A 19,200-nucleotide genomic window follows, 5' to 3' on the forward strand; every position below is an offset into this window, starting at 1 on the left:
CTTTATTTCTTCTTCTCGATCTCCTCGATCTTTAACTCTGCGCTTTCCAGCGTTGCACTGCAGATTTTGGAGAGTTTTAAGCCTTCTTCGTAAAGTTTAACGGATTCTTCGAGTGTTATCTCCTCGTCATCCAGCTTTTCGACTATGGCTTCCAATTGTGTTAAAGCTTCTTCAAAGCTCGGGCGTTCCGCTTCGTTCATTTATTCTGTTTGTGAGACTCTTCCGGCAGGCGGGATTTCATTTGAGAACCGCAGATACCTTTTGTTTTATTTCTTTTTTTCTGATCTGTTCACCATCCGAACTAAATATAAGGGCTCCCGACAGGCTTGTGAAATATTTTTTTGCCCCGGCCTGTTTAACGTTTAACACTGCATCCCGATTTGGATGACTGAAACGGTTGTGAAAGGCTACAGACGTGACCGCAATTTCAGGTCGCACCTGCTCGATAAAGATGGGTGTGGAGCTTGTCCGGCTTCCGTGGTGGCCGGTTTTCAGCCAGTTAACATCAAGAAAATCTCCATATCTTTCAGCCAGTTGCCTCTCCTGGTTTACTTCCGCATCGCCTGTAAATAGAAATGACGTTTCTCCATATTGCAACCTAAATGAAAGTGAATGGTTATTAGGATTGCGATCCGGCGGCACATCTTTTTCCGGGCCCAACACAAAGATCCGTGTCAGCGGGTCAAGTTCGATCATATCGCCTGATAAAACATCAACTATCGGAATTTCTAATTCGTCAGCCAGCCGGTTATACGTTTCATACAACCTTGAATCATACGGGTAATCACTGTGATATATTGCGTCAATCGGAAAATGGCGCATTAGTGAGGGTAATCCGCCTATGTGATCAGCGTGAGGGTGAGATAAAATTACACCATCCAGTTTTCTGATTCCATAATGTTCGAGGAAAGGAATAAGCACTCTTTCCCCGCTGTTTCCCATCGGGTTCCATCTGCCGGCATCCACAAAATAATGCCTGCCCCCCGGCGTCTGTATATGTACGGCATCCCCCTGCCCCACATCAAGTACGGTAACAATCAGTTCCGGTGTGGAGGTTTTTACTTTGATTTTCTCTATCAAAAATAAATTGATGGAGAGCAGCAGCAGAATCAGCATTTTCCATCGTACGCTGGGATATTTTATTCCTGCACAGCCCAAAATTCCTGTTATCCATATCATAAACAGCCATATTGATGGATTTTCGATCGATACATATCCCGTCAATTCATCTCCGAAAAAGAACGCTACCGAACCGATCCACTGCAACACCCATTGTACCGGCACGATCATCCACTCCGATATGCCCGGCAGCACGCCGTACAAAAAAGAGCCTGCCAGGCCAACCGGCACTGCGATAGACAGAAGAGGTACAACGGCTGCATTTGCGGCAGGACCGGCAAAAGAAAACTCTCCAAAATAGAGCGCCAGAATTGGTAACAAACCCAGTTGTACAATCACCGATATCCATATCACAGATAATAATCCGCCTTTCCAGGTATACCGGATTTTGAGCGGGATTAACTTTTGTGCTTCCGGCATAATCAGCAAAATGATCATTACAGCAGAGAATGAAAGTTGAAAACCTACATCAAAAAGTTGTGAGGGCTGTATAATCAACAGAATAATGGCGGCTACGGCAAGCAGATTCACCGAGTGGCGCAGTTTGTGATACAGTTTTCCATACGTGAGCAGCCACGCCATGATGGATGCCCTGCATACGGAAGCGCTGAACCCGGTTAACCCGGCATAGCCGATCAGAAGCAGAGTCATTGCAATCAGTCCGCATAATTTCCCCCATTTCCATCTCCAAAACCAGGGAATCAACAGCCAGAACGGAGCAATGATAAACCCTACATGCATCCCGGAAACCGCCATGATATGCGAAAGGCCGGATCGTGAAAACGAAAGCCTTTCTTCATTGGTAAGCTCCTCTTTGTAGCCAATCATAAGCGCTTTTGCCAGGGGAGCACGTTCCGCATCAAACATCCGGTCGATATTTCCCTGAACATAGCTTCGAATCCCCTCCCATCCTATACGACGGTTTTCGCTTATGCTGTGAATCGCCTCAATTTCACCATGACTGGTTATACCCCGACCATGCAGCCACCCACCGTAATCAAAATCATGCGGATTCCGAACTTCTGGAAATGCATAAAGCCGGACATCCGCAACAACCATCGTGCCCGGTGTTAATTTAGTGGTATCCTCATCACTTCCATACAGCCTGATTTTGTACGATTCATACCACAAAGCGCCTTCTGGAAGAACGGTTTTTGATACGCTGGCTTCATAAACATCTCGTCCTGACTGGCTTCTTCCGCCTGACTTAATTTTTGCACTCACCTGAACCGTTTCCCATTCGTAGAGCGTCAGCGGATCGGATTTTGTAATGGTTTGATGTAACCTTTCCTGAGACACCTGGTACATCCCCGCACCGAAGAGAACAACCATCACCAGGTAAAAAAGCGTGCAAACCGTTGATCTCCAGACCGTTAACTTTCTGGAAAGCAACAGTTCCGCGCCTATCCACATAAAACAGGCAGTGGTGAATACGCCGAGTGTTTGCCATAGGGTGAGGCTATCGCCCCAGAAATATGCAGCGATGATTCCTGCTATCATCAGCAGAACAATTCTCAGTGCCGGCAGTGACGCGAAAGGAAATTGATATGTAGTACTGGAATCCATTAACTGTATGACCCAAAACCGGGGGATCACTTACAGTTTTTTTTCAGAATAGATAGAAAAGCTGGTGTTGTAAGAGTGGTGAGCAAAAAAAAGTCCCCTCCCCGAAGGAATCGGGACCAAGTGTGACTTGGGAGGCTGTGAAAAAATACGGAAACAAATTTCGATTCAGTTAACCTTTTAAGGCAAATAGATTTATGTCGAAGCTCCCCTCCATATCAAGTCCCGTCAGGGCGCGATAGGGAGGGGACGGGAGTGGGTCAGAAAGACTGGTAGTGTTGAAATTGACAGAAACCTTAAATTAATTAGGTGCATTTTCTTTGGAAATCTATTTCCTCACCCCCTCTTGAGAGGGGATTTAGGGGTGTGTTCACCGTAGCCTCGATCAAAACCGGTTTCGCATTTTGGCTCATGTCCCTATCAACACACCCCTCGGTTTGAAAATCTGCGTTCCGCAGTTTTCAAAACCATTTCCCCTCTCAAGAGGGGATTTTTCTTCAATATTCCTACGGCAAGCGTGCATTCTTGAAGAAAGAGCACGATTTAATCCCAACCCGGCTACTCTTCCTCTTTTACTCCCAGCTTTTTGCAGATTTCTGCAAGCGTGTTTTTCTCCTCTTCGCTAAGTACGGAGAACTCCTCTTTAATTTTTTCAAGGTGTTTTGGGAAAAAATCGGCAATAAACTTTTCGCCGCTTTCCGTGAGATGAATTAATACTGCGCGGCGGTCATTCGGGTCTTTCTGTCGCTCCACGTGGCCGCATCGCTCCAGGTTGTCGATCACCATGGTAATATTTCCACCGCTTTTCAGAAGTTTTTCACCGATCGTGCGCTGGTTAAGCGGCCCGAGATGATGAAGCACTTCAAGCACACCAAACTGGCTGACGGTCAGGTCGGCTTCGGCAAGGTGCCGGTTAAGCCGGTTGTTCAGAGATTCTGTGGAACGCATCAATTTTATGAATGCATTCAGTGTGTTCTCTTCACTTTTATTTCCTTTAAAGTGTGTGCCCATCTTTTTAAAATTTAAATAGTTATGGCAGACAATATCGGCAATTCAATATACATATTGAAGTGTATTACTGACTAATTAATTTTGCGAATTTTCGCTTACCTACCTTCAGGTTCAGCGTTTCACCTTCTGAAAACGTGATTTCATGGTTGATATCATCCACTTTTTCATCGTTGATGCTTACCCCGCCCTGTTTGATCATACGCTTGGTTTCGCCGTTGCTCTGAGTCATCCCGGCATCAGATATAATATCGAGTAAGCGGTGAGTTGTTCCCGCATCGAATGTAATCTCCGGTGCGTCATCCGGCACTTCTTTGTTGATGACTGTCTGTTCAAAATGTTTCCTTGCAGCTTTTGCCGCTTTTTCACCATGGTACATCCGGGTAATTGTAAACGCCAGATCGTGTTTTGTATTCCGCGGATCTTTGGCAACTTTATCGAGAATGGATGGTAACTCATCCGTCGGCAGATCGGTAACAAGCTCGAAGTAGCGGTAAATCAGGTTATCAGGAATAGAAAGCACTTTTCCGTACATATCATTCGGCTCCTCGCTGATCCCGATGTAGTTATCATACGACTTACTCATCTTCAGCGTGCCGTCTGTACCTTCCAGAAGCGGCATCATGAGGCAAACCTGGGGATCCTGACCATCAATTCGCTGCAGATCACGCCCGACAAGCAGGTTGAATTTCTGATCGGTTCCGCCAAGTTCCACATCTGATTTTAAGTGAACGGAATCCTGCCCCTGTGCCAGCGGGTAGAGAAATTCGTGGAGTGAAATCGGCTCGTTATTGTTAAATCGCTTTGAAAAATCATCCCGCTCAATCATCCGGGCAACGGTAAGTTTTGAGCTCAACTTGATTACGCCTTCAAATGAAATCGGCCCCAGCCAGTCGGCGTTGTATACGATTTCGGTTTTTTCACGATCCAGAATTTTACCGGCCTGGTCGAGGTACGTTTTGGCATTTTCCTTAATATCCTCTGCTGAAAGCGATGGGCGGGTTTTGTTTTGGCCGGTCGGATCGCCGATCAGTGCAGTAAAATCCCCGATAATCAGAATAATATGATGCCCCAAATCCTGGAACTGACGCATTTTTCTAAGGATCACTGAATGACCGAGGTGGAGGTCGGGGCGGGTGGGATCACAGCCCAGTTTAATTCTTAGCGGCTTTTCTGTTTTACGCGATTTTTTCAGTTTTTCAACCAGTTCCGGTTCCGGTACAATTTCAACGGTTCCGCGTTTAATCACCTCAAGCTGTTCTTCTACTGTAGGAAAACTCATAAATCTAACTGTTCAAAAAATGGATTGTTTCGGATTGGGTTATCCTCCTGAATGGCTGATTCAAGAGTATCAATAAAATTTTCGATTCCCGGCACAACAGCAGCGATCATGTTATAAGCTGCAGGAGCGAGAGAAATGACAACCGGATAGGTTAGCGATTCATTTCGTGTTTCTTCTGCCGGCATATTAAAACCTGCAAAAAGCCACAAAAAAGCACTGATAACGATAGCTGATTTCAACGCTCCAAACAAAAGCCCGGCAAGACGGTTGATAAAATTCAGGCGGATCATCTCCAGAAACCTTTTTGCCGCGTAACCAATTGCCTGCACAATGGCGATCGTACCGATAAAAAGGATCAGCCCGGCGATAATGGTGGGAGTATCTCCCCCATCAAAAAGGGGGGCGATGATGTCGGACACTGGTTTCATGTAGGCAAACGTCACAAATACGGCAAGAATTATCCCGGCAATGCCAAGAACCTCCTGTATAAATCCTGCGGTAAACCCTTTGTAGGCAAAGTAGGCAACCGGCAGAATAATCAGAAAGTCGAGGACATTCATACGGTCAGGATAGTTCCTCTTTTACAACTTTACTCACTACTGATCCTTCGGCTTTTCCTTTCAGTTTACCCATCATCACGCCCATTACTTTGCCCATGTCGGCCATGGATGATGCGCCCATACTTTCAATTTGGTCTTTTACTTCAGCACGAACTTCTTCTTCGCTCATCATTTTTGGCAGAAACTCTTCAATAATTTCCAGCTCGGCTTTCTCTTTTTCTGCGAGATCGCCCCTTCCGCCATCTTCAAACTGCTCGATCGATTCTTTACGCTGTTTTGCCGCTTTCATAAGCACTTCAATAACCTGCTCATCAGAAAGCTCAGCTTCGCCATCTTTTCGTTCGCTGATCTCCTTTTCAAGAATTTTAGCCTTTAGTGACCTCAGTACCCTGAGCCGGTCGGCCTCTTTCTGCTTCATTGCGGTTTTAAGATCATCCAGAATCGATTGTTTGATACTCATAACTGATGTTGTTTTGATTGAAGATATCGTTCAGGAAACAAAAATTCTGAATCCGTTCCAAAATGGATTCACATAATAGTAATCATTTCCTGCTTTGTATATGATAAAAGCTTCACTCCGCCTGATTGATAACAGATGCACAAAAAAAAAGGCTCCACTCCGTAATGTACGGAATGCAACCTTTACAATTTGTTTGTAAAACCGTTTATCCCTGATTACTTATTGTTCTGGATATACTCTTTTACATTGTCCTGGTCCATCATCACTTCTTTATAAGCGTATTTACCACGCTCATTTTTTGTAGCAATAATCACCTTAGCCATCTTACGCTGAGCATCTTTCAGCGCTTGTGCTTCTTCACCAAATGCCTGTTTCTTAGCCATAACTTAGCCCTTATTTGATTTCTTTATGCATGGTGTGCTTTCGCAGCACCGGGTTATATTTTTTCAGTTCAATACGCTCGGTGGTATTTCGCCGGTTTTTAGTAGTTACATACCGTGAGCTGCCCGGTTTTTCGGTGCATTCGAGTATAACCTGTATACGATTGCCTTTTGCCATAATTTATACCTCTTTTAGTAAAGTACCTTTCTTTCTTGCATCCTCAAGCACAGCAGAAATTCCCTTCTTATTGATTGTGCGCAGAGTTTTTGCCGATACTTTTAACGTTACCCAACGATCCTCTTCAGGAATAAAAAATCTTCTTTTCTGAAGGTTCAGCTGAAATTTGTGCTTCGTTTTATTGTTGGATTTGGAAGACCTGTAACCGTTCAGTGCACCCTTCCCTGTAATATCATCCTTTCTTGCCATAACAAACTGGTTTTATCATTTTTTGATAGACTTCAAAATTAAGCCTATTTGATGATTATATCAACATTCAATGCATAAACAATTCCACTTTCTTTTATCCCCGGCAAAACCTGCCCTAATCGGCTGTTAAGACTGATTCTAACATTCTCAGCCTGTAGCAAAATAAGATCTTAGTTCTCCGATTATCAACAATCCATAAACAACCCGGCGTCTAATTTTTCAGTCTGCTATCTATTGCGGCATTTTTCAAATTACACCCCCAAATCGCCCACAGCGCACAATCTCTCGTTACGGCAATAAATATGTCTGCTTTTTTTGATTTTGCACGCACAAGCGGTATTTTTGAGCATATTAGAGGCTATCTTAATTTACACTCAACCCCATATATGGCAAAAAGTAAAGGATCTGACTATAAAGCGTCGAATATTCAGGTATTGGAAGGTCTTGAGGCCGTTCGGAAACGTCCATCCATGTATATTGGTGATACCGGGCAGCGCGGACTTCATCACCTGATTAACGAAGTTGTTGACAACTCTATTGATGAAGCACTCGCCGGTCATTGCGACTGGATTAAATTAATTATTCATGAGAACGGTTCGATCACCGTTTCTGATAACGGCCGCGGGATTCCCGTTGATGAGCATCCCAAGTTAAAATTGCCCGCCGTTGAAGTTGTGCTTACCAAACTCCACGCGGGTGGTAAGTTTGATAAAGACTCATATAAAGTCTCCGGTGGTTTGCACGGAGTGGGTGTGAGTTGTGTGAATGCACTCTCCTCAAAATTCCGCGCTGAAATTCATCGTGATGGTGAAATTTATGTAATGGAGTTTGAAAAAGGTTTTACCACCACCCCCCTTCAGAAAAAAGGGAAAACGGATGTAACAGGAACCACCATCAACTTCCTGCCTGATGCGGAAATCTTTAATCAAACTACTGAATTCAAGTACGATATTATTGCGGACCGGATGCGCGAACTGGCGTTTCTGAATCCGGAAATCACCGTTGAAATTATCGACGAGCGTGAAGAGGATCCGGAAGACAAAAAAACAATTTTCCATTATGCCGGCGGCGTGAAAGATTTCGTCTCTTTTCTCGATGAAAACCGCGAAGCACTGATTGATACGCCTATTTTTATCAGTGGCAATTCAGATGATGTCCCGGTTGAACTGGCCATTTCTTATAACCAGTCTTATACCGAAAATGTGCACTCATATGTGAATAATATTAATACACGCGAGGGCGGAACGCACATTTCCGGATTTCGGCGCGCACTCACCCGCTGCATGAAGAATTATGCAGAGAAGAATAACATTATCAAATCAAAAAGCACCATAGCCATTTCCGGTGAGGATTTTCGGGAAGGAATGACCTGCGTTTTGAGTGTGAAAGTTGCCGAGCCTCAGTTTGAGGGCCAGACCAAAACCAAGCTGGGTAATTCAGAAGTCCAGAGCGCAGTTGAAGTTATTGTTTACGAACAACTTAACGAATACCTGGAGCAGAACCCCAAAACGGCTAAAAAGATACTTGAGAAAGTTATTGTAGCCGCCGAGGCGAGAGAAGCTGCACGTAAAGCGCGTCAGCTTATTCAGCGCAAAAGTGTAATGAGTGGCGGCGGGCTGCCGGGCAAACTGGCTGACTGCTCCATCAAAGATCCCGAGCATTGCGAAATTTACCTGGTTGAGGGTGATTCCGCCGGCGGATCTGCCAAAATGGGCCGGAACCGGAGTTTTCAGGCAATTCTTCCACTTCGCGGGAAAATTCTGAACGTTGAAAAAGCGAAGATCAACAAAATCCTCGAAAATAAAGAGATCCAGGCGATGATTACCGCCCTGGGGACCGGCGTTGGAAAGGAAGAAGATTTTGAACTCGAAAAACTTCGCTATCACAAACTTATCATTATGACGGATGCGGATGTCGACGGATCTCATATCCGGACTCTGCTCCTTACTTTTTTATACCGTTATATGCATCCGCTTATCGAGCATGGACACGTATATATCGCCACACCTCCTCTGTACAGAATTACATCAACCCGAGGCCAGATTGATTACGCGTGGGATGATCCAACCCGGGACAAAATCATCAAAGACCTGAAAAAATCGAAGAAAAAATTCGATGTTTCACGCTACAAAGGTTTGGGTGAAATGAATCCGAGTCAGCTTTGGGAAACTACAATGGACCCCGACACACGAACACTCCAGCAGGTTACAGTTGAAAATGCCGCAGCCGCTGATAAAATGTTCTCTACTCTTATGGGCGGCGATGTTGAACCCCGGCGGGAATTTATTGAGCGTAACGCAAAATATGCTAAGCTCGATATCTGACCCATACTTCAAACAGAAATACGTTTACCTTTAATCCAGTTTTCATAGATGGCAAGCGAAAAGATTATACCAATTACAATTGAAGACGAGATGCAGTCTTCCTACATCGATTACTCGATGTCGGTTATTGTATCAAGAGCGTTACCTGATGTGCGCGACGGACTTAAACCGGTTCACAGACGTGTACTTTATGGGATGAGCGATCTTGGAATGCTCCACAACAGAAACTATAAAAAGAGTGCCCGTATTGTGGGTGAGGTTCTCGGTAAGTATCACCCTCACGGTGACTCTGCCGTTTATGACTCCATCGTTCGGATGGTTCAGGACTTCTCACTGCGCTATCCGCTTGTGGATGGCCAGGGGAACTTCGGTTCTGTGGATGGCGACTCTGCAGCAGCAATGCGTTACACTGAAGTTCGCATGCAGCGAATTTCCGAGGAGCTTCTCGCAGATATCAATAAAGAAACGGTTGATTATCAAACCAACTTTGATGATACGCTTGAAGAGCCGACGGTTCTGCCATCGATGCTCCCCAACCTTCTGCTGAATGGTGCCTCCGGTATTGCCGTAGGGATGGCAACCAATATGGCTCCTCACAACCTGAAGGAAGTTGTAGATGGTGTAATCGCACTACTTGATGATCCCGAGATTGATGCATCCGGGTTGATGGAACATATTACAGCCCCTGATTTTCCTACAGGCGGGATTATTTACGGATATGAAGGAGTAAAAGAAGCGTATGAAACCGGCAGGGGTAAAGTTGTGATGCGGGCCCGCGCCAATGTGGAAGAACTTCGTAACAGCCGTGAGCAAATCGTTGTTACCGAAATTCCCTACCAGGTAAATAAAGCCACGCTGATCGAAAAAGTGGCTTCGCTGGTCAACCAGGAAAAAATTACTGAAATCAGCGAAATTCGTGATGAGTCTGACCGCGAAGGCATGCGTGTTGTCATTATTCTGAAACGCGGATCAAACGCCGGAGTAGTGCTGAATCAGCTCTACAAGTATACGCAGATGCAGCAGACGTTTGGTATCATCAACCTGGCGCTGGTGAAAGGCCGGCCAAAGGTCATGGCTCTGAAAGAGCTGATTGAGCGCTTCATTGAGCACCGGATTGATATTATCATCCGGCGTACTATGTATGATCTGGATCAGGCCGAATCCCGTGCTCATATTCTCGAAGGTCTCAAAATCGCCCTCGACAACCTTGATGAGGTGATCAAAACGATCCGCGCATCAAACAGTCCGCAGGAAGCGAATGTAGAACTTCGCCGGAAATTTGCGCTTACAGATCTCCAGGCAAAAGCCATTCTCGATATGCGTCTGCAGAAACTGACTGGCCTCGAACGTGAAAAGGTCGACCAGGAGTACCGGGAAATCGCAGATCGTATTGAAGAATATCGTAAAATATTGTCGAACAGAGATGAGCAAAACGCCATTATTAAAAATGAGCTGCTTCAGCTGAAAGACCGCTATGGTGATGAACGCCGTACCGAAATTGTCTACTCCGCCGATGATTTCAACATCGAGGATATGATAGCCGATGAAGATGTGGTGGTTACCATTTCTAACAAAGGTTTTATCAAACGAATGCCTGTGAGCGGCTACAGACGTCAGCGACGTGGCGGTAAAGGGATGAAGGGAACCACCACGAAAGATGATGAATATGTAGAACATCTTTTTGTGGCCACCAATCACAACTATATTCTTTTCTTTACGGAGAAAGGAAATTGTTACTGGCTTAAAGTTTATGAAATTCCGGAAGGATCACGCCTGGCCCGCGGCCGTGCAATCGTAAACCTGATCGACATTGAAAAGGACGATTCGATTCAGACGTTTGTGCCGGTGAAGACACTTGATGATGAGGAGTATATAAAATCTCACTCTATTATCATGGCAACAAAAGGAGGACTGGTAAAGAAATCCTCACTTGAGGCGTATAGCCGTCCGCGTCGTGATGGAATTATTGCAATTAACATCAAAGAGGGCGATTCACTGCTGGGTGCCGCACTTACAGATGGTGAAAGCAATATTATTCTGGCCAACAAGAAAGGCCGTGCAATTCGGTTCCACGAATCAGATGCACGTGAGATGGGCCGGAACACGTCAGGTGTGAAAGGAATGACGCTCGATAAAAATGATGAGCTGGTGGATATGGTTGTGATCAAAAACACACATGAAGCCACAGTACTTGCAATCTCCGAAAACGGATACGGCAAACGCTCCCTTGTAGATGATTACCGGGAACAGAGCCGTGGCGGTAAAGGAGTCATTACTCTCAAAATCACTCCAAAGACCGGAAATCTTGTTGCACTGAAGGAGGTCTCAGATAAAGATGATCTGATGATCATTACCGAACGCGGAAAGGTTATCCGAATGCAGTGCAAAGGTTTACGGACTATGGGACGTAATACTCAGGGTGTTCGGATCATGCGATTAGACGAAGATGGTAAGATTGGTGGCGTCACCCGGGTTGTAAATGAAGATGACGATGATGCAGAAGCACCTGTCGTTACCTAAACGTTTCACACGTCAACACACTTGTAATAAAAAAAGGCTCCGGAAACGGGGCCTTTTTTTTGAATCTAAAGGAAAATTTGTGGGTGAAAATCAATTGAGGAATTTTCCTGACTTCGATATTGGGACACCCAAATTCGTGATTATGGGGCACCTAACGTATTGTTAGTATTTAAAAACGGGTCTACTGTGGAAAAGTGTCGGACTCAGTAAAAAGTCACGCCGTACAATGATGCAGCCCTCCTAACTTTGATTTGAAAAGCATAGCTTTGTAGGTAAGCGTTCCGGTCCAGAGCACCGAATCGAGGAAAGGAAGTAATGAAATTTGATCATTGGCAATATACTTTGCAGTGAGGAGGATGGGAGATCGCGGTTCCCTTCGGGAAGAGTCCGCGATGACGTGTAAGTAAAATATGTACTTGTTATAAATTCCAGTCTTTTCGATTCGGCGAACCGAGCTACGATGGATCCAACATTTTCTTGAGAAGATCTTGCCGTTTATCTATTAGCTTCTTAGGAGAGAGAATTTTGATCTTATCTCCAAATTGAAGCAGCCACTCGTTGATGTAATCTAAATTTTCAAATCTGAATGAAACTTTAATTATTTTATTTTTGACTGCCGATTTCTTAATTATTTTAGTCGGCAGATTTGCCGTAAACGCGCGATCTGCCGATTCCTGTACATGCACCTCTATTTCATGACCCATCTCGTTAGAACCGAAAATAAGTGCCTCTGCGTTAATTTCTTCTGATGCAGTGAATTCTTCATCCAAAATCTTCACATTTTCCATTCGGTCGAGCACAAAATTCCGAATGGCTTCTCTTTTTTTAGAAAACCCTATGACATTCCAGTGGTCGCGATAAAAAACGAGAAGGTATGGTTCGATTTCGCGATCTGTTTTATTACCGTCAGATTTTGCGGTATAGCGAAACGATATTTTTTTCTTTTGAGAGATCGCGCTGCTGATCAGGTACCAGTTTCCACCGTCTGTTTTTTCCGCTCCAAAATGCAGAAACGGATCCACAACCGTATGCTTGCTCAGAGACTCCATAAATGATTTCAACTCATTCGGAATGGTGTTTTTAATTTTCAACTCCACTCCCCTGGCGTCTTCAACCATTGAACTGTCTACCTGCGACTTCACAAAATTCAGCCCAACCATGATGGTTGCAAGTTCTTTTGACGTAAACATTAGCGGCGGAACTTTGTATCCTTCCATCACCCCGTAACCACTGTACTTATCCCAGGTAACCGGCACGTTAATTTCTGATAAGACATTGAAATCCCTGAATATAGTGCGCCTGGTTACACCGAATTCCTCAGCTAACTCATCAACGGTCAGCCTGCGTTTTGATTCCTGTAGCATTAGGATCAGTTTCATTCGGCGTTCTGAACTTTTTAATCGGGACATTTTCGAAGTTCTTTGGTTCTGGTTGATTTAGAAGGTAAGAAAAGGAGTCCCTTTGGTCACATTTATTCTGATTTTAAAACGGGGTGAAATCTCTAATACAGCTCATATTTTAAGCATATATGTATGTGATTCTTACACTCACTCTCTTATAATCATCGATTTTACCCAAAACACAACACCCATCCCCATTTCAAAATAAGTATCACACCTTCTCTATCTTCTCTTTTTTGTGAAGAGTTACTTTTTGCCATATCACAACTCCATAACACCCCCCGCCTTCGCCATGCTTCGGCACTCCCCCTGAAGGGGAGAACTATTCCCAAATCACAATCACCTCTTGAAATATAGCATTTATCATCGCACTCATTAAAAATGATACCCCGCTTTGTGTAAGTAATAGAAGCAACAATTACTCTCTTTTTTAAAAAGGGGAACTGAGGGGGATTTATTTAATGAACTACCTCGGGGCAGAGCCCGCGAGGTATCAACTAAGAACCCTTAACTTTTTGGTCGATATGGAGTTTATTCTTGAGTGTCCCCCTTTGGCGGAAGGGGGCAATGGGGGATGATTTGTAGAGTTTTGAGATCCTAAAATGGTTATTTATTTGAATCAGCGCCTGTCAATTCATCCCCCTGCTCACTCCGTTCGCCTTCCCCCTTCTAAGGGGGACTTATTTCTCCGACATAAATGACCAGAAAATTAAATCATTTAAAGTTCAAATCCGGTAACGCCGAATTATCTTTCTACTTTCAGCAGCCCTTTGCCGACATAAAATTCTTCGTTCGCGCCAAAATCAAATTCAAACAGCGTATACCGAAGCTTCTTTTTTGACTGCGCAATTTCATCAAGCGCACCATCAACTCCCTTCCACATGATGATTGTTTTCCAGGGTTTTGATCCAAGAAGACGAAGAAGATCATCCACTTTGAATGCATGTTTGGTTACGATTCCGGTCCCCTTTTTTAAATCCACAAGCGAGATGCTTTTTGCAATCACCTCCGAATTTTCAAGCCCTGTTTTCTCGATGATACCTGAAAGCGCCCTCATCTTTTTCTTCACGTTGTCGTTGAGCAGCCAGTGTTTTTCCGGTGCGCATATAGCGAGCGGCACCCCGGGCAGTCCGCCCCCGGTCCCGGTATCAATCCAGGAATCATGATCATCAAGTATGCCGAGAACATGTGGAATCAGAGAATGAACGACGTGTTCACGAACTGTTTCACGTGAAACACTCCGGCTCACAAGATTTATCTTCTCATTCCAGTCGAGAAGATTGTCGAGGTATTTCTCGAGATGAACTTCGTTTTTTCGGTATAATTCACGTGCATCTTCCAATGTTTCACGTGAAACAGAATGTTTTTGAATGGATTGTTTCACGTGAAACCTATCGTTTTAAATAAATCATGAGAACAGAAAGATCGCTTGCGGACACTCCGCTGATCCTCGACGCTTGCCCGATCGTTTCGGGTTTAATTTTTTCAAGCTTAGAACGGCCTTCTGAAGAGAGACTTTTTATTCTCTCGTACTGAATATCCATCGGGATAGGCGCCTCCTCTTTCTGTTTAAGTTCTTCTACCATTTCAAATTCACGCTCGATATATCCGGCATATTTAATCTGTATTTCAACCTGCTCCAATACACGTTCATCGGATGAAATATTTTCTACCTGAGATTTCAACTCTTCATCCGCATCCAAAAGGTGTTGCAGATGAAGTTCCGGTCGGGGTATTAATGATTTTGCTTTTACAGGCTGACTCAGAACAGATGTTCCCTGCTCTTTAAGCATCGGGTCCATTTTTTCTGGCCTGACCGTGTAGCTGCTGATCAAATCATACAGGCGATCGATTTCGTCTTTTTTCTTTTCGAACTGAGCAAAACGCTCTTCATCTATCAATCCGAGTTTACGGCCGAGTGGTGTCAGGCGAAGGTCCGCGTTATCCTGACGTAATAAAATTCGGTGTTCAGCACGCGAGGTAAACATCCGGTACGGCTCTTCTGTCCCCTTGTTGATCAGGTCATCAATCAGCACCCCGATGTACGCTTCCGAACGTTTTAAAACAAAGGGATCTTCATTATGAACAAATCGGGATGCGTTGATACCCGCAATTAATCCCTGGCAAGCCGCCTCTTCATACCCGGTAGTTCCGTTAATTTGTCCGGCAAAGAAAAGTCCGTTAACTGCCTTCGTTTCCAGGCTTCTTTTTACCTGGTATGGCGGAAAATAATCATACTCAATGGCGTAACCCGGCCGGAGCATCACAGCATTTTCAAATCCGGGAATGGTTCGGAGTGCGTGGTACTGAACATCTTCGGGTAAGGAAGTGGAAAATCCATTCAGATACATCTCATAGGTATCCCACCCTTCCGGTTCCAGAAACAACTGGTGACTGTCTTTATCAGAAAAACGATCAATCTTATCCTCGATACTCGGGCAATACCTGGGGCCAACAGATTGAATCCGTCCATTAAACATAGGACTTCGATCAAAACCGGTTTTAAGCACATCATGTACTTTGGAGTTGGTGTAACCGATCCAGCACGTTAGCTGTTCATCTTTCGATGGGAGTGAATCCGTAGTAAATGAAAATGGATTGGGGTCTTCATCCCCGTACTGAATTTCAAGCTGACTGTAGTCAATCGAACGGCCGTCAATTCGGGGTGGTGTTCCGGTTTTTAAGCGCCCGACTTCAAACCCAAGTTTTTCCAGGGAAGCAGAAATTCCAACGGACGCCCTCTCCCCTGACCGGCCGCCGCCATGCTGACTCTCCCCGATATGAATAAGCCCATTCAAAAACGTACCGCTTGTAAGAACTACGGAAGATGCCTCAAACGTCTGGCCGGTTTGCGTAACCACGCCGGTAACCTTATCCCCCGAACTGTTAGTGAGAATATCCACAACATTATCCTGGCGAAAATGAAGATGATCAATCTGTTCAAGCTGACTTCTCATCAGTTTAGAGTAGAGAGAGCGGTCGCTTTGGCAGCGCGGACTCCACATTGCCGGACCCTTACTCAAATTCAGCATCCGAAACTGCACCCCGCTTTGATCGCTAACAATGCCGCTCAATCCGCCAAGTGCATCAATCTCACGCACAAGCTGACCTTTGGCAACCCCACCCATAGCCGGGTTGCAGGACATCTTGGCAATGGCATCCAGGTTCATTGTAATTAGCAACGTTTTAGCACCGCTTTTTGCAGATGCGGCCGCAGCCTCACTGCCGGCATGGCCCGCACCCACTACAATAACATCGTAGGCGGGATATAAACTACTCATATCTCTTTGTTTTTATTCACTTTATAAATTTTTATACAAACACTGCACAGAACTGCAAAATACCGTTTATTTTGCAATAGTTAAACGCTTGAAAAAACAGAACATTTTTAGTGAATAATCCAGGTTAAATTAAAATATGTGGTTCAACAAAAAAGAAACGAAATCAGACACAGACTACTTTTCAACCCAATGGATGGAATCGTGGAAAGAGTCGATCAACCAGAGCGAACATTACAAAAAAACCGCTGCTACGTGGAATGCTCCGCTGATCCTGAAAATCGAACCCAGGCCTGAATCTTTTGATGACGATTCCGCAATTGGACTTTACATGAACCTCGCTTACGGTGAATGCCTTGAAATGCGGTACGCCCATGAAAATGATACGGACACAACCGACATCATTCTGAAAGCAGATCGTGATACTTGGGTGAAAATGATTGAGAATAGTAAAGATCCAACTATGGCAATTATGAAAGGTGATATTTCCATAGAAAAAGGTAGCCTGATCACTCTTTCAACTCAGCGAAAGGCAGCCTCTGCCCTGCTCAAAACTGCGCCATCCATTTACAAGGGCGTTCCGGTTCCGTCAGAAAACATAAGCCCCAAAAAAGAGGCTCCCGATCCAACCCATAAAACATTTGTCACAACCTCACGCGGACTGAACCATGAAAGCTTTCCTATGAAGCTGTTTCAAAAATCCAAGCAGTTTGGGATCTGGAACCCATCAGATATTAACCTGGATGAAGACCGTAAACAGTGGCAAACATTTTCGCCTGAGGAAAAACAGATCATCACGCATCTCTCCGCTCTATTTATGGCCGGTGAAGAAGCCGTTACCCTCGATCTGCTTCCGCTGATACAGGTGATCGCAAAAGAGGGGCGCATCGAGGAAGAAATCTATCTTACCTCGTTTTTATGGGAAGAAGCAAAACATACCGAGTTTTTCTCCCGCTATGTTCAGACCGTCATGACCGGAACTCCTGACTTTGAGCAGTTTCATAAACCGATGTATAAAATTCTGTTTTATGAAAAACTTCCAAAAGCGCTGCACGCCCTCTCGTCCGATTCCTCACCTTCGGCTCAGCTCCATGCCGCCGGAACCTATAATATGATCGTTGAAGGAACACTCGCAGAAACCGGATACGAAGCCTTTTCCAAAATGCTTACAGAGAATCAGCTTCTTCCCGGAATGCAGGAAGGGATTCTGAAATTGAAGCAGGATGAATCGAGGCACGTCGCCTACGGTATCTACCTGATCAACCGGCTGCTTGATGAAAACCGGGGCCTTGCCGACGGTTTTGAAGAAACACTGGAAGAGCTGTTGTATGATGCCACCAATATCATCATGGAAATTTTTGCTCAGTATGAAATTGTGCCGTTTGGTTTGAAACAGGATTGGTTTTTGGATCACGCCGTGAAACAGTTTCAGCATCGGATTCGAAAATTGAACCTCTGACCGGGTCAAGTCAGGAATTCCTTTCCAGAAAGTGGGTGTTTCCCTTAACACGCACCATGGTGTTTGCTTTTGTGATGTACTGCCGCCCAAACCGGTTTTTAATTTCATCCACCGCCCTGCAACGGGCAACGTGTTCTTTTTCATCAGAAAAAAAGAGGTTCATCTGGCTGGTTTTATCTATTTGATGTGTTCCGATAACCAGGTTCCGAATCTCCATATTCTTCTCCGCAGCACTTCTGATGATCGGCATAACCGCCTCCATACAGGCCGAAAAAATATAATCATCAATATTCGTATGGGCGTCAGTGATAAACCGAAATCCCACATCGGGCAGTTCCTGTTTATTAAACCCAACAATGCCGGAAAAACTATTGGCCCGGATATTGTATGAGCGCATCCTGTAACAGATCTGCTGGATGGCAACCACAAACTCACCCCGAATTCGATCTACACTGACAGATCCCTCCGAAAATGTGTGTCCGTAACTCACGCCGTGTTTCGGTTTATAATTTGCTGAAATTTCATCCATCACCCGACCCTGGTCTTTTCCGGTAATGGTTTGAAAAAGCATCTTGCCAAAATTAGCGCCAAACAGCCGGATAAACGTTTTCACATTTCCTTTCTCCACCACATCACCAATCGTACGATACCCCTCGGCAAGAATATGCTCGTATCTCCTTCTCCCTACTCCCCACACTTCATTCAGCAAAAGCGGGTGAATACGGGCTTTTTCATCTTCATCCGTAAGAACAAGAGTAACCCCTTTTGGTTTATGCAATCCGCTGGAAAGTTTTGAATACGTTTTGGACCGGGCCACACCAATCGCGCCGACAAGACCTGTAACATCAAATATTTCCCGCTGAAGCCGATCGGCATACGCTTTTATCTCGCTCCGCGGGGCATCTTTCATGAACGTTAACTCAATAAAATATTCATCCATTGAATACCGCTCTACAACCGGCGCAAATTTCTTCATCACCAGGTGTACTTGTTCAGATATAGCTGTGTATGCTCCATAATCCACCTGAAGCATGCACACATACGGACAGAGCTGATACGCTTCGAGCGCACTCATACCTGTTTTTATGCCAAACGCCCTCGCTTCGTACGATGCCGTGGCGACAATCCCCTTCACGGTACCGTTTTCTTTTCGCCATCCGCCAATGATGAGCGGAAGCCCGTAGAGATTTTTCCGAAGCTGTTCCACCTGGGCATAGAAACAGGCAAAATCAAAATGGAGATAAAGCCTCTCCTTCCGTGATTTGTACTGATGCTCCGGATAAACTGTACTGTAGAGCGTAATACGGTGAACATCGCGTTCCGGCTGATATGAATGCTGTTTGTGTTTCGACATTTCGGAAGTTTAAGATTGATATGTACAATATATGTGCATAGTTTGGAATGACCAACAGGAATAAGG

The 19,200-nt window shown here is 44.8% G+C and carries 16 protein-coding genes; 3 read left to right on the forward strand and 13 right to left on the reverse strand.

Features of this window, described 5'->3' with window-relative positions; genetic code table 11:
• Positions 1–2: 2 nt before the first annotated feature.
• The 9 genes from xseB to rpmB form a co-directional block, all read right to left on the reverse strand.
• On the reverse strand, positions 3–200 hold the full coding sequence (xseB, locus tag DYD21_RS03885; protein WP_116032702.1) for an exodeoxyribonuclease VII small subunit: 198 nt from the start codon (positions 198–200) through the stop codon (positions 3–5).
• A 37-nt stretch (positions 201–237) separates the two neighbouring features.
• On the reverse strand, positions 238–2,685 hold the full coding sequence (locus DYD21_RS03890) for a DNA internalization-related competence protein ComEC/Rec2 (protein WP_116032705.1): 2,448 nt from the start codon (positions 2,683–2,685) through the stop codon (positions 238–240).
• Between the two features lie 555 nt (positions 2,686–3,240).
• The gene (locus tag DYD21_RS03900) at positions 3,241–3,693 is read right to left on the reverse strand and encodes a MarR family winged helix-turn-helix transcriptional regulator (protein ID WP_116032709.1); all 453 of its coding nucleotides are present in this window, start codon (positions 3,691–3,693) and stop codon (positions 3,241–3,243) included.
• Between the two features lie 64 nt (positions 3,694–3,757).
• Positions 3,758–4,972: a tyrosine--tRNA ligase gene (tyrS, locus tag DYD21_RS03905; RefSeq protein ID WP_116032712.1), complete on the reverse strand. Its 1,215-nt coding sequence runs from the start codon at positions 4,970–4,972 to the stop codon at positions 3,758–3,760.
• Positions 4,969–5,532, reverse strand: a complete 564-nt coding sequence (locus tag DYD21_RS03910; protein WP_116032716.1) for a CvpA family protein — start codon at positions 5,530–5,532, stop codon at positions 4,969–4,971. Before DYD21_RS03910 ends, tyrS begins: the two co-directional genes overlap by 4 nt.
• Positions 5,533–5,536: 4 nt before the next feature.
• Complete coding sequence (locus DYD21_RS03915; RefSeq protein WP_116032719.1) at positions 5,537–5,992, reverse strand: GatB/YqeY domain-containing protein; 456 nt, start codon at positions 5,990–5,992, stop codon at positions 5,537–5,539.
• A gap of 215 nt (positions 5,993–6,207) precedes the next feature.
• Positions 6,208–6,375: a DUF4295 family protein gene (locus tag DYD21_RS03920; RefSeq protein ID WP_116032723.1), complete on the reverse strand. Its 168-nt coding sequence runs from the start codon at positions 6,373–6,375 to the stop codon at positions 6,208–6,210.
• A gap of 10 nt (positions 6,376–6,385) precedes the next feature.
• Positions 6,386–6,550: a 50S ribosomal protein L33 gene (gene rpmG / locus DYD21_RS03925; protein ID WP_199535455.1), complete on the reverse strand. Its 165-nt coding sequence runs from the start codon at positions 6,548–6,550 to the stop codon at positions 6,386–6,388.
• A gap of 3 nt (positions 6,551–6,553) precedes the next feature.
• The gene (gene rpmB / locus DYD21_RS03930) at positions 6,554–6,799 is read right to left on the reverse strand and encodes a 50S ribosomal protein L28 (RefSeq protein WP_116032730.1); all 246 of its coding nucleotides are present in this window, start codon (positions 6,797–6,799) and stop codon (positions 6,554–6,556) included.
• A 386-nt stretch (positions 6,800–7,185) separates the two neighbouring features.
• Here rpmB and gyrB point away from each other — a divergent pair, with 386 nt between their 5' ends.
• Both gyrB and gyrA read left to right on the forward strand, forming a co-directional pair.
• The gene (gyrB, locus tag DYD21_RS03935; protein WP_116033463.1) at positions 7,186–9,123 is read left to right on the forward strand and encodes a DNA topoisomerase (ATP-hydrolyzing) subunit B; all 1,938 of its coding nucleotides are present in this window, start codon (positions 7,186–7,188) and stop codon (positions 9,121–9,123) included.
• A gap of 48 nt (positions 9,124–9,171) precedes the next feature.
• Positions 9,172–11,643 carry a DNA gyrase subunit A gene (gene gyrA, locus DYD21_RS03940; protein ID WP_116032733.1) on the forward strand — a complete coding sequence of 824 codons (2,472 nt, stop codon included), beginning with the start codon at positions 9,172–9,174 and terminating at the stop codon, positions 11,641–11,643.
• Between the two features lie 455 nt (positions 11,644–12,098).
• On the opposite strand, the gene DYD21_RS03945 is transcribed toward gyrA, so the two are convergent.
• The 3 genes from DYD21_RS03945 to mnmG form a co-directional block, all read right to left on the reverse strand.
• Positions 12,099–13,022 (reverse strand): YafY family protein, encoded by a 924-nt coding sequence (locus tag DYD21_RS03945; protein ID WP_233505469.1) that lies wholly within the window; start codon positions 13,020–13,022, stop codon positions 12,099–12,101.
• 766 nt (positions 13,023–13,788) lie between these two features.
• Positions 13,789–14,427 carry a 16S rRNA (guanine(527)-N(7))-methyltransferase RsmG gene (locus tag DYD21_RS03950; protein WP_116032741.1) on the reverse strand — a complete coding sequence of 213 codons (639 nt, stop codon included), beginning with the start codon at positions 14,425–14,427 and terminating at the stop codon, positions 13,789–13,791.
• Positions 14,428–14,434: 7 nt separating this feature from the next.
• Positions 14,435–16,324 (reverse strand): tRNA uridine-5-carboxymethylaminomethyl(34) synthesis enzyme MnmG, encoded by a 1,890-nt coding sequence (gene mnmG, locus DYD21_RS03955; protein WP_116032745.1) that lies wholly within the window; start codon positions 16,322–16,324, stop codon positions 14,435–14,437.
• Positions 16,325–16,460: 136 nt separating this feature from the next.
• Here mnmG and DYD21_RS03960 point away from each other — a divergent pair, with 136 nt between their 5' ends.
• Positions 16,461–17,780 (forward strand): R2-like ligand-binding oxidase, encoded by a 1,320-nt coding sequence (locus DYD21_RS03960; protein WP_116032749.1) that lies wholly within the window; start codon positions 16,461–16,463, stop codon positions 17,778–17,780.
• Between the two features lie 10 nt (positions 17,781–17,790).
• Here the strand turns inward: DYD21_RS03960 and DYD21_RS03965 are convergent, their stop codons facing one another.
• On the reverse strand, positions 17,791–19,134 hold the full coding sequence (locus DYD21_RS03965) for a hypothetical protein (RefSeq protein WP_116032752.1): 1,344 nt from the start codon (positions 19,132–19,134) through the stop codon (positions 17,791–17,793).
• Positions 19,135–19,200: the final 66 nt, after the last annotated feature.

This window comes from Rhodohalobacter sp. SW132, assembly GCF_003390325.1.
Taxonomy (GTDB): Bacteria; Bacteroidota; Rhodothermia; order Balneolales; family Balneolaceae; genus SW132.

Excerpts from the sequence above, each read along its gene's own strand:
- xseB (WP_116032702.1), bottom strand. The coding sequence starts at position 200 with ATGAACGAAGCGGAACGCCCGAGCTTTGAAGAAGCTTTAACACAATTG.
- DYD21_RS03890 (WP_116032705.1), bottom strand. The coding sequence starts at position 2,685 with ATGGATTCCAGTACTACATATCAATTTCCTTTCGCGTCACTGCCGGCA.
- DYD21_RS03900 (WP_116032709.1), bottom strand. The coding sequence starts at position 3,693 with ATGGGCACACACTTTAAAGGAAATAAAAGTGAAGAGAACACACTGAAT.
- tyrS (WP_116032712.1), bottom strand. The coding sequence starts at position 4,972 with ATGAGTTTTCCTACAGTAGAAGAACAGCTTGAGGTGATTAAACGCGGA.
- DYD21_RS03910 (WP_116032716.1), bottom strand. The coding sequence starts at position 5,532 with ATGAATGTCCTCGACTTTCTGATTATTCTGCCGGTTGCCTACTTTGCC.
- DYD21_RS03915 (WP_116032719.1), bottom strand. The coding sequence starts at position 5,992 with ATGAGTATCAAACAATCGATTCTGGATGATCTTAAAACCGCAATGAAG.
- DYD21_RS03920 (WP_116032723.1), bottom strand. The coding sequence starts at position 6,375 with ATGGCTAAGAAACAGGCATTTGGTGAAGAAGCACAAGCGCTGAAAGAT.
- rpmG (WP_199535455.1), bottom strand. The coding sequence starts at position 6,550 with ATGGCAAAAGGCAATCGTATACAGGTTATACTCGAATGCACCGAAAAA.
- rpmB (WP_116032730.1), bottom strand. The coding sequence starts at position 6,799 with ATGGCAAGAAAGGATGATATTACAGGGAAGGGTGCACTGAACGGTTAC.
- gyrB (WP_116033463.1), top strand. The coding sequence starts at position 7,186 with ATGGCAAAAAGTAAAGGATCTGACTATAAAGCGTCGAATATTCAGGTA.
- gyrA (WP_116032733.1), top strand. The coding sequence starts at position 9,172 with ATGGCAAGCGAAAAGATTATACCAATTACAATTGAAGACGAGATGCAG.
- DYD21_RS03945 (WP_233505469.1), bottom strand. The coding sequence starts at position 13,022 with ATGAAACTGATCCTAATGCTACAGGAATCAAAACGCAGGCTGACCGTT.
- mnmG (WP_116032745.1), bottom strand. The coding sequence starts at position 16,324 with ATGAGTAGTTTATATCCCGCCTACGATGTTATTGTAGTGGGTGCGGGC.
- DYD21_RS03960 (WP_116032749.1), top strand. The coding sequence starts at position 16,461 with ATGTGGTTCAACAAAAAAGAAACGAAATCAGACACAGACTACTTTTCA.
- DYD21_RS03965 (WP_116032752.1), bottom strand. The coding sequence starts at position 19,134 with ATGTCGAAACACAAACAGCATTCATATCAGCCGGAACGCGATGTTCAC.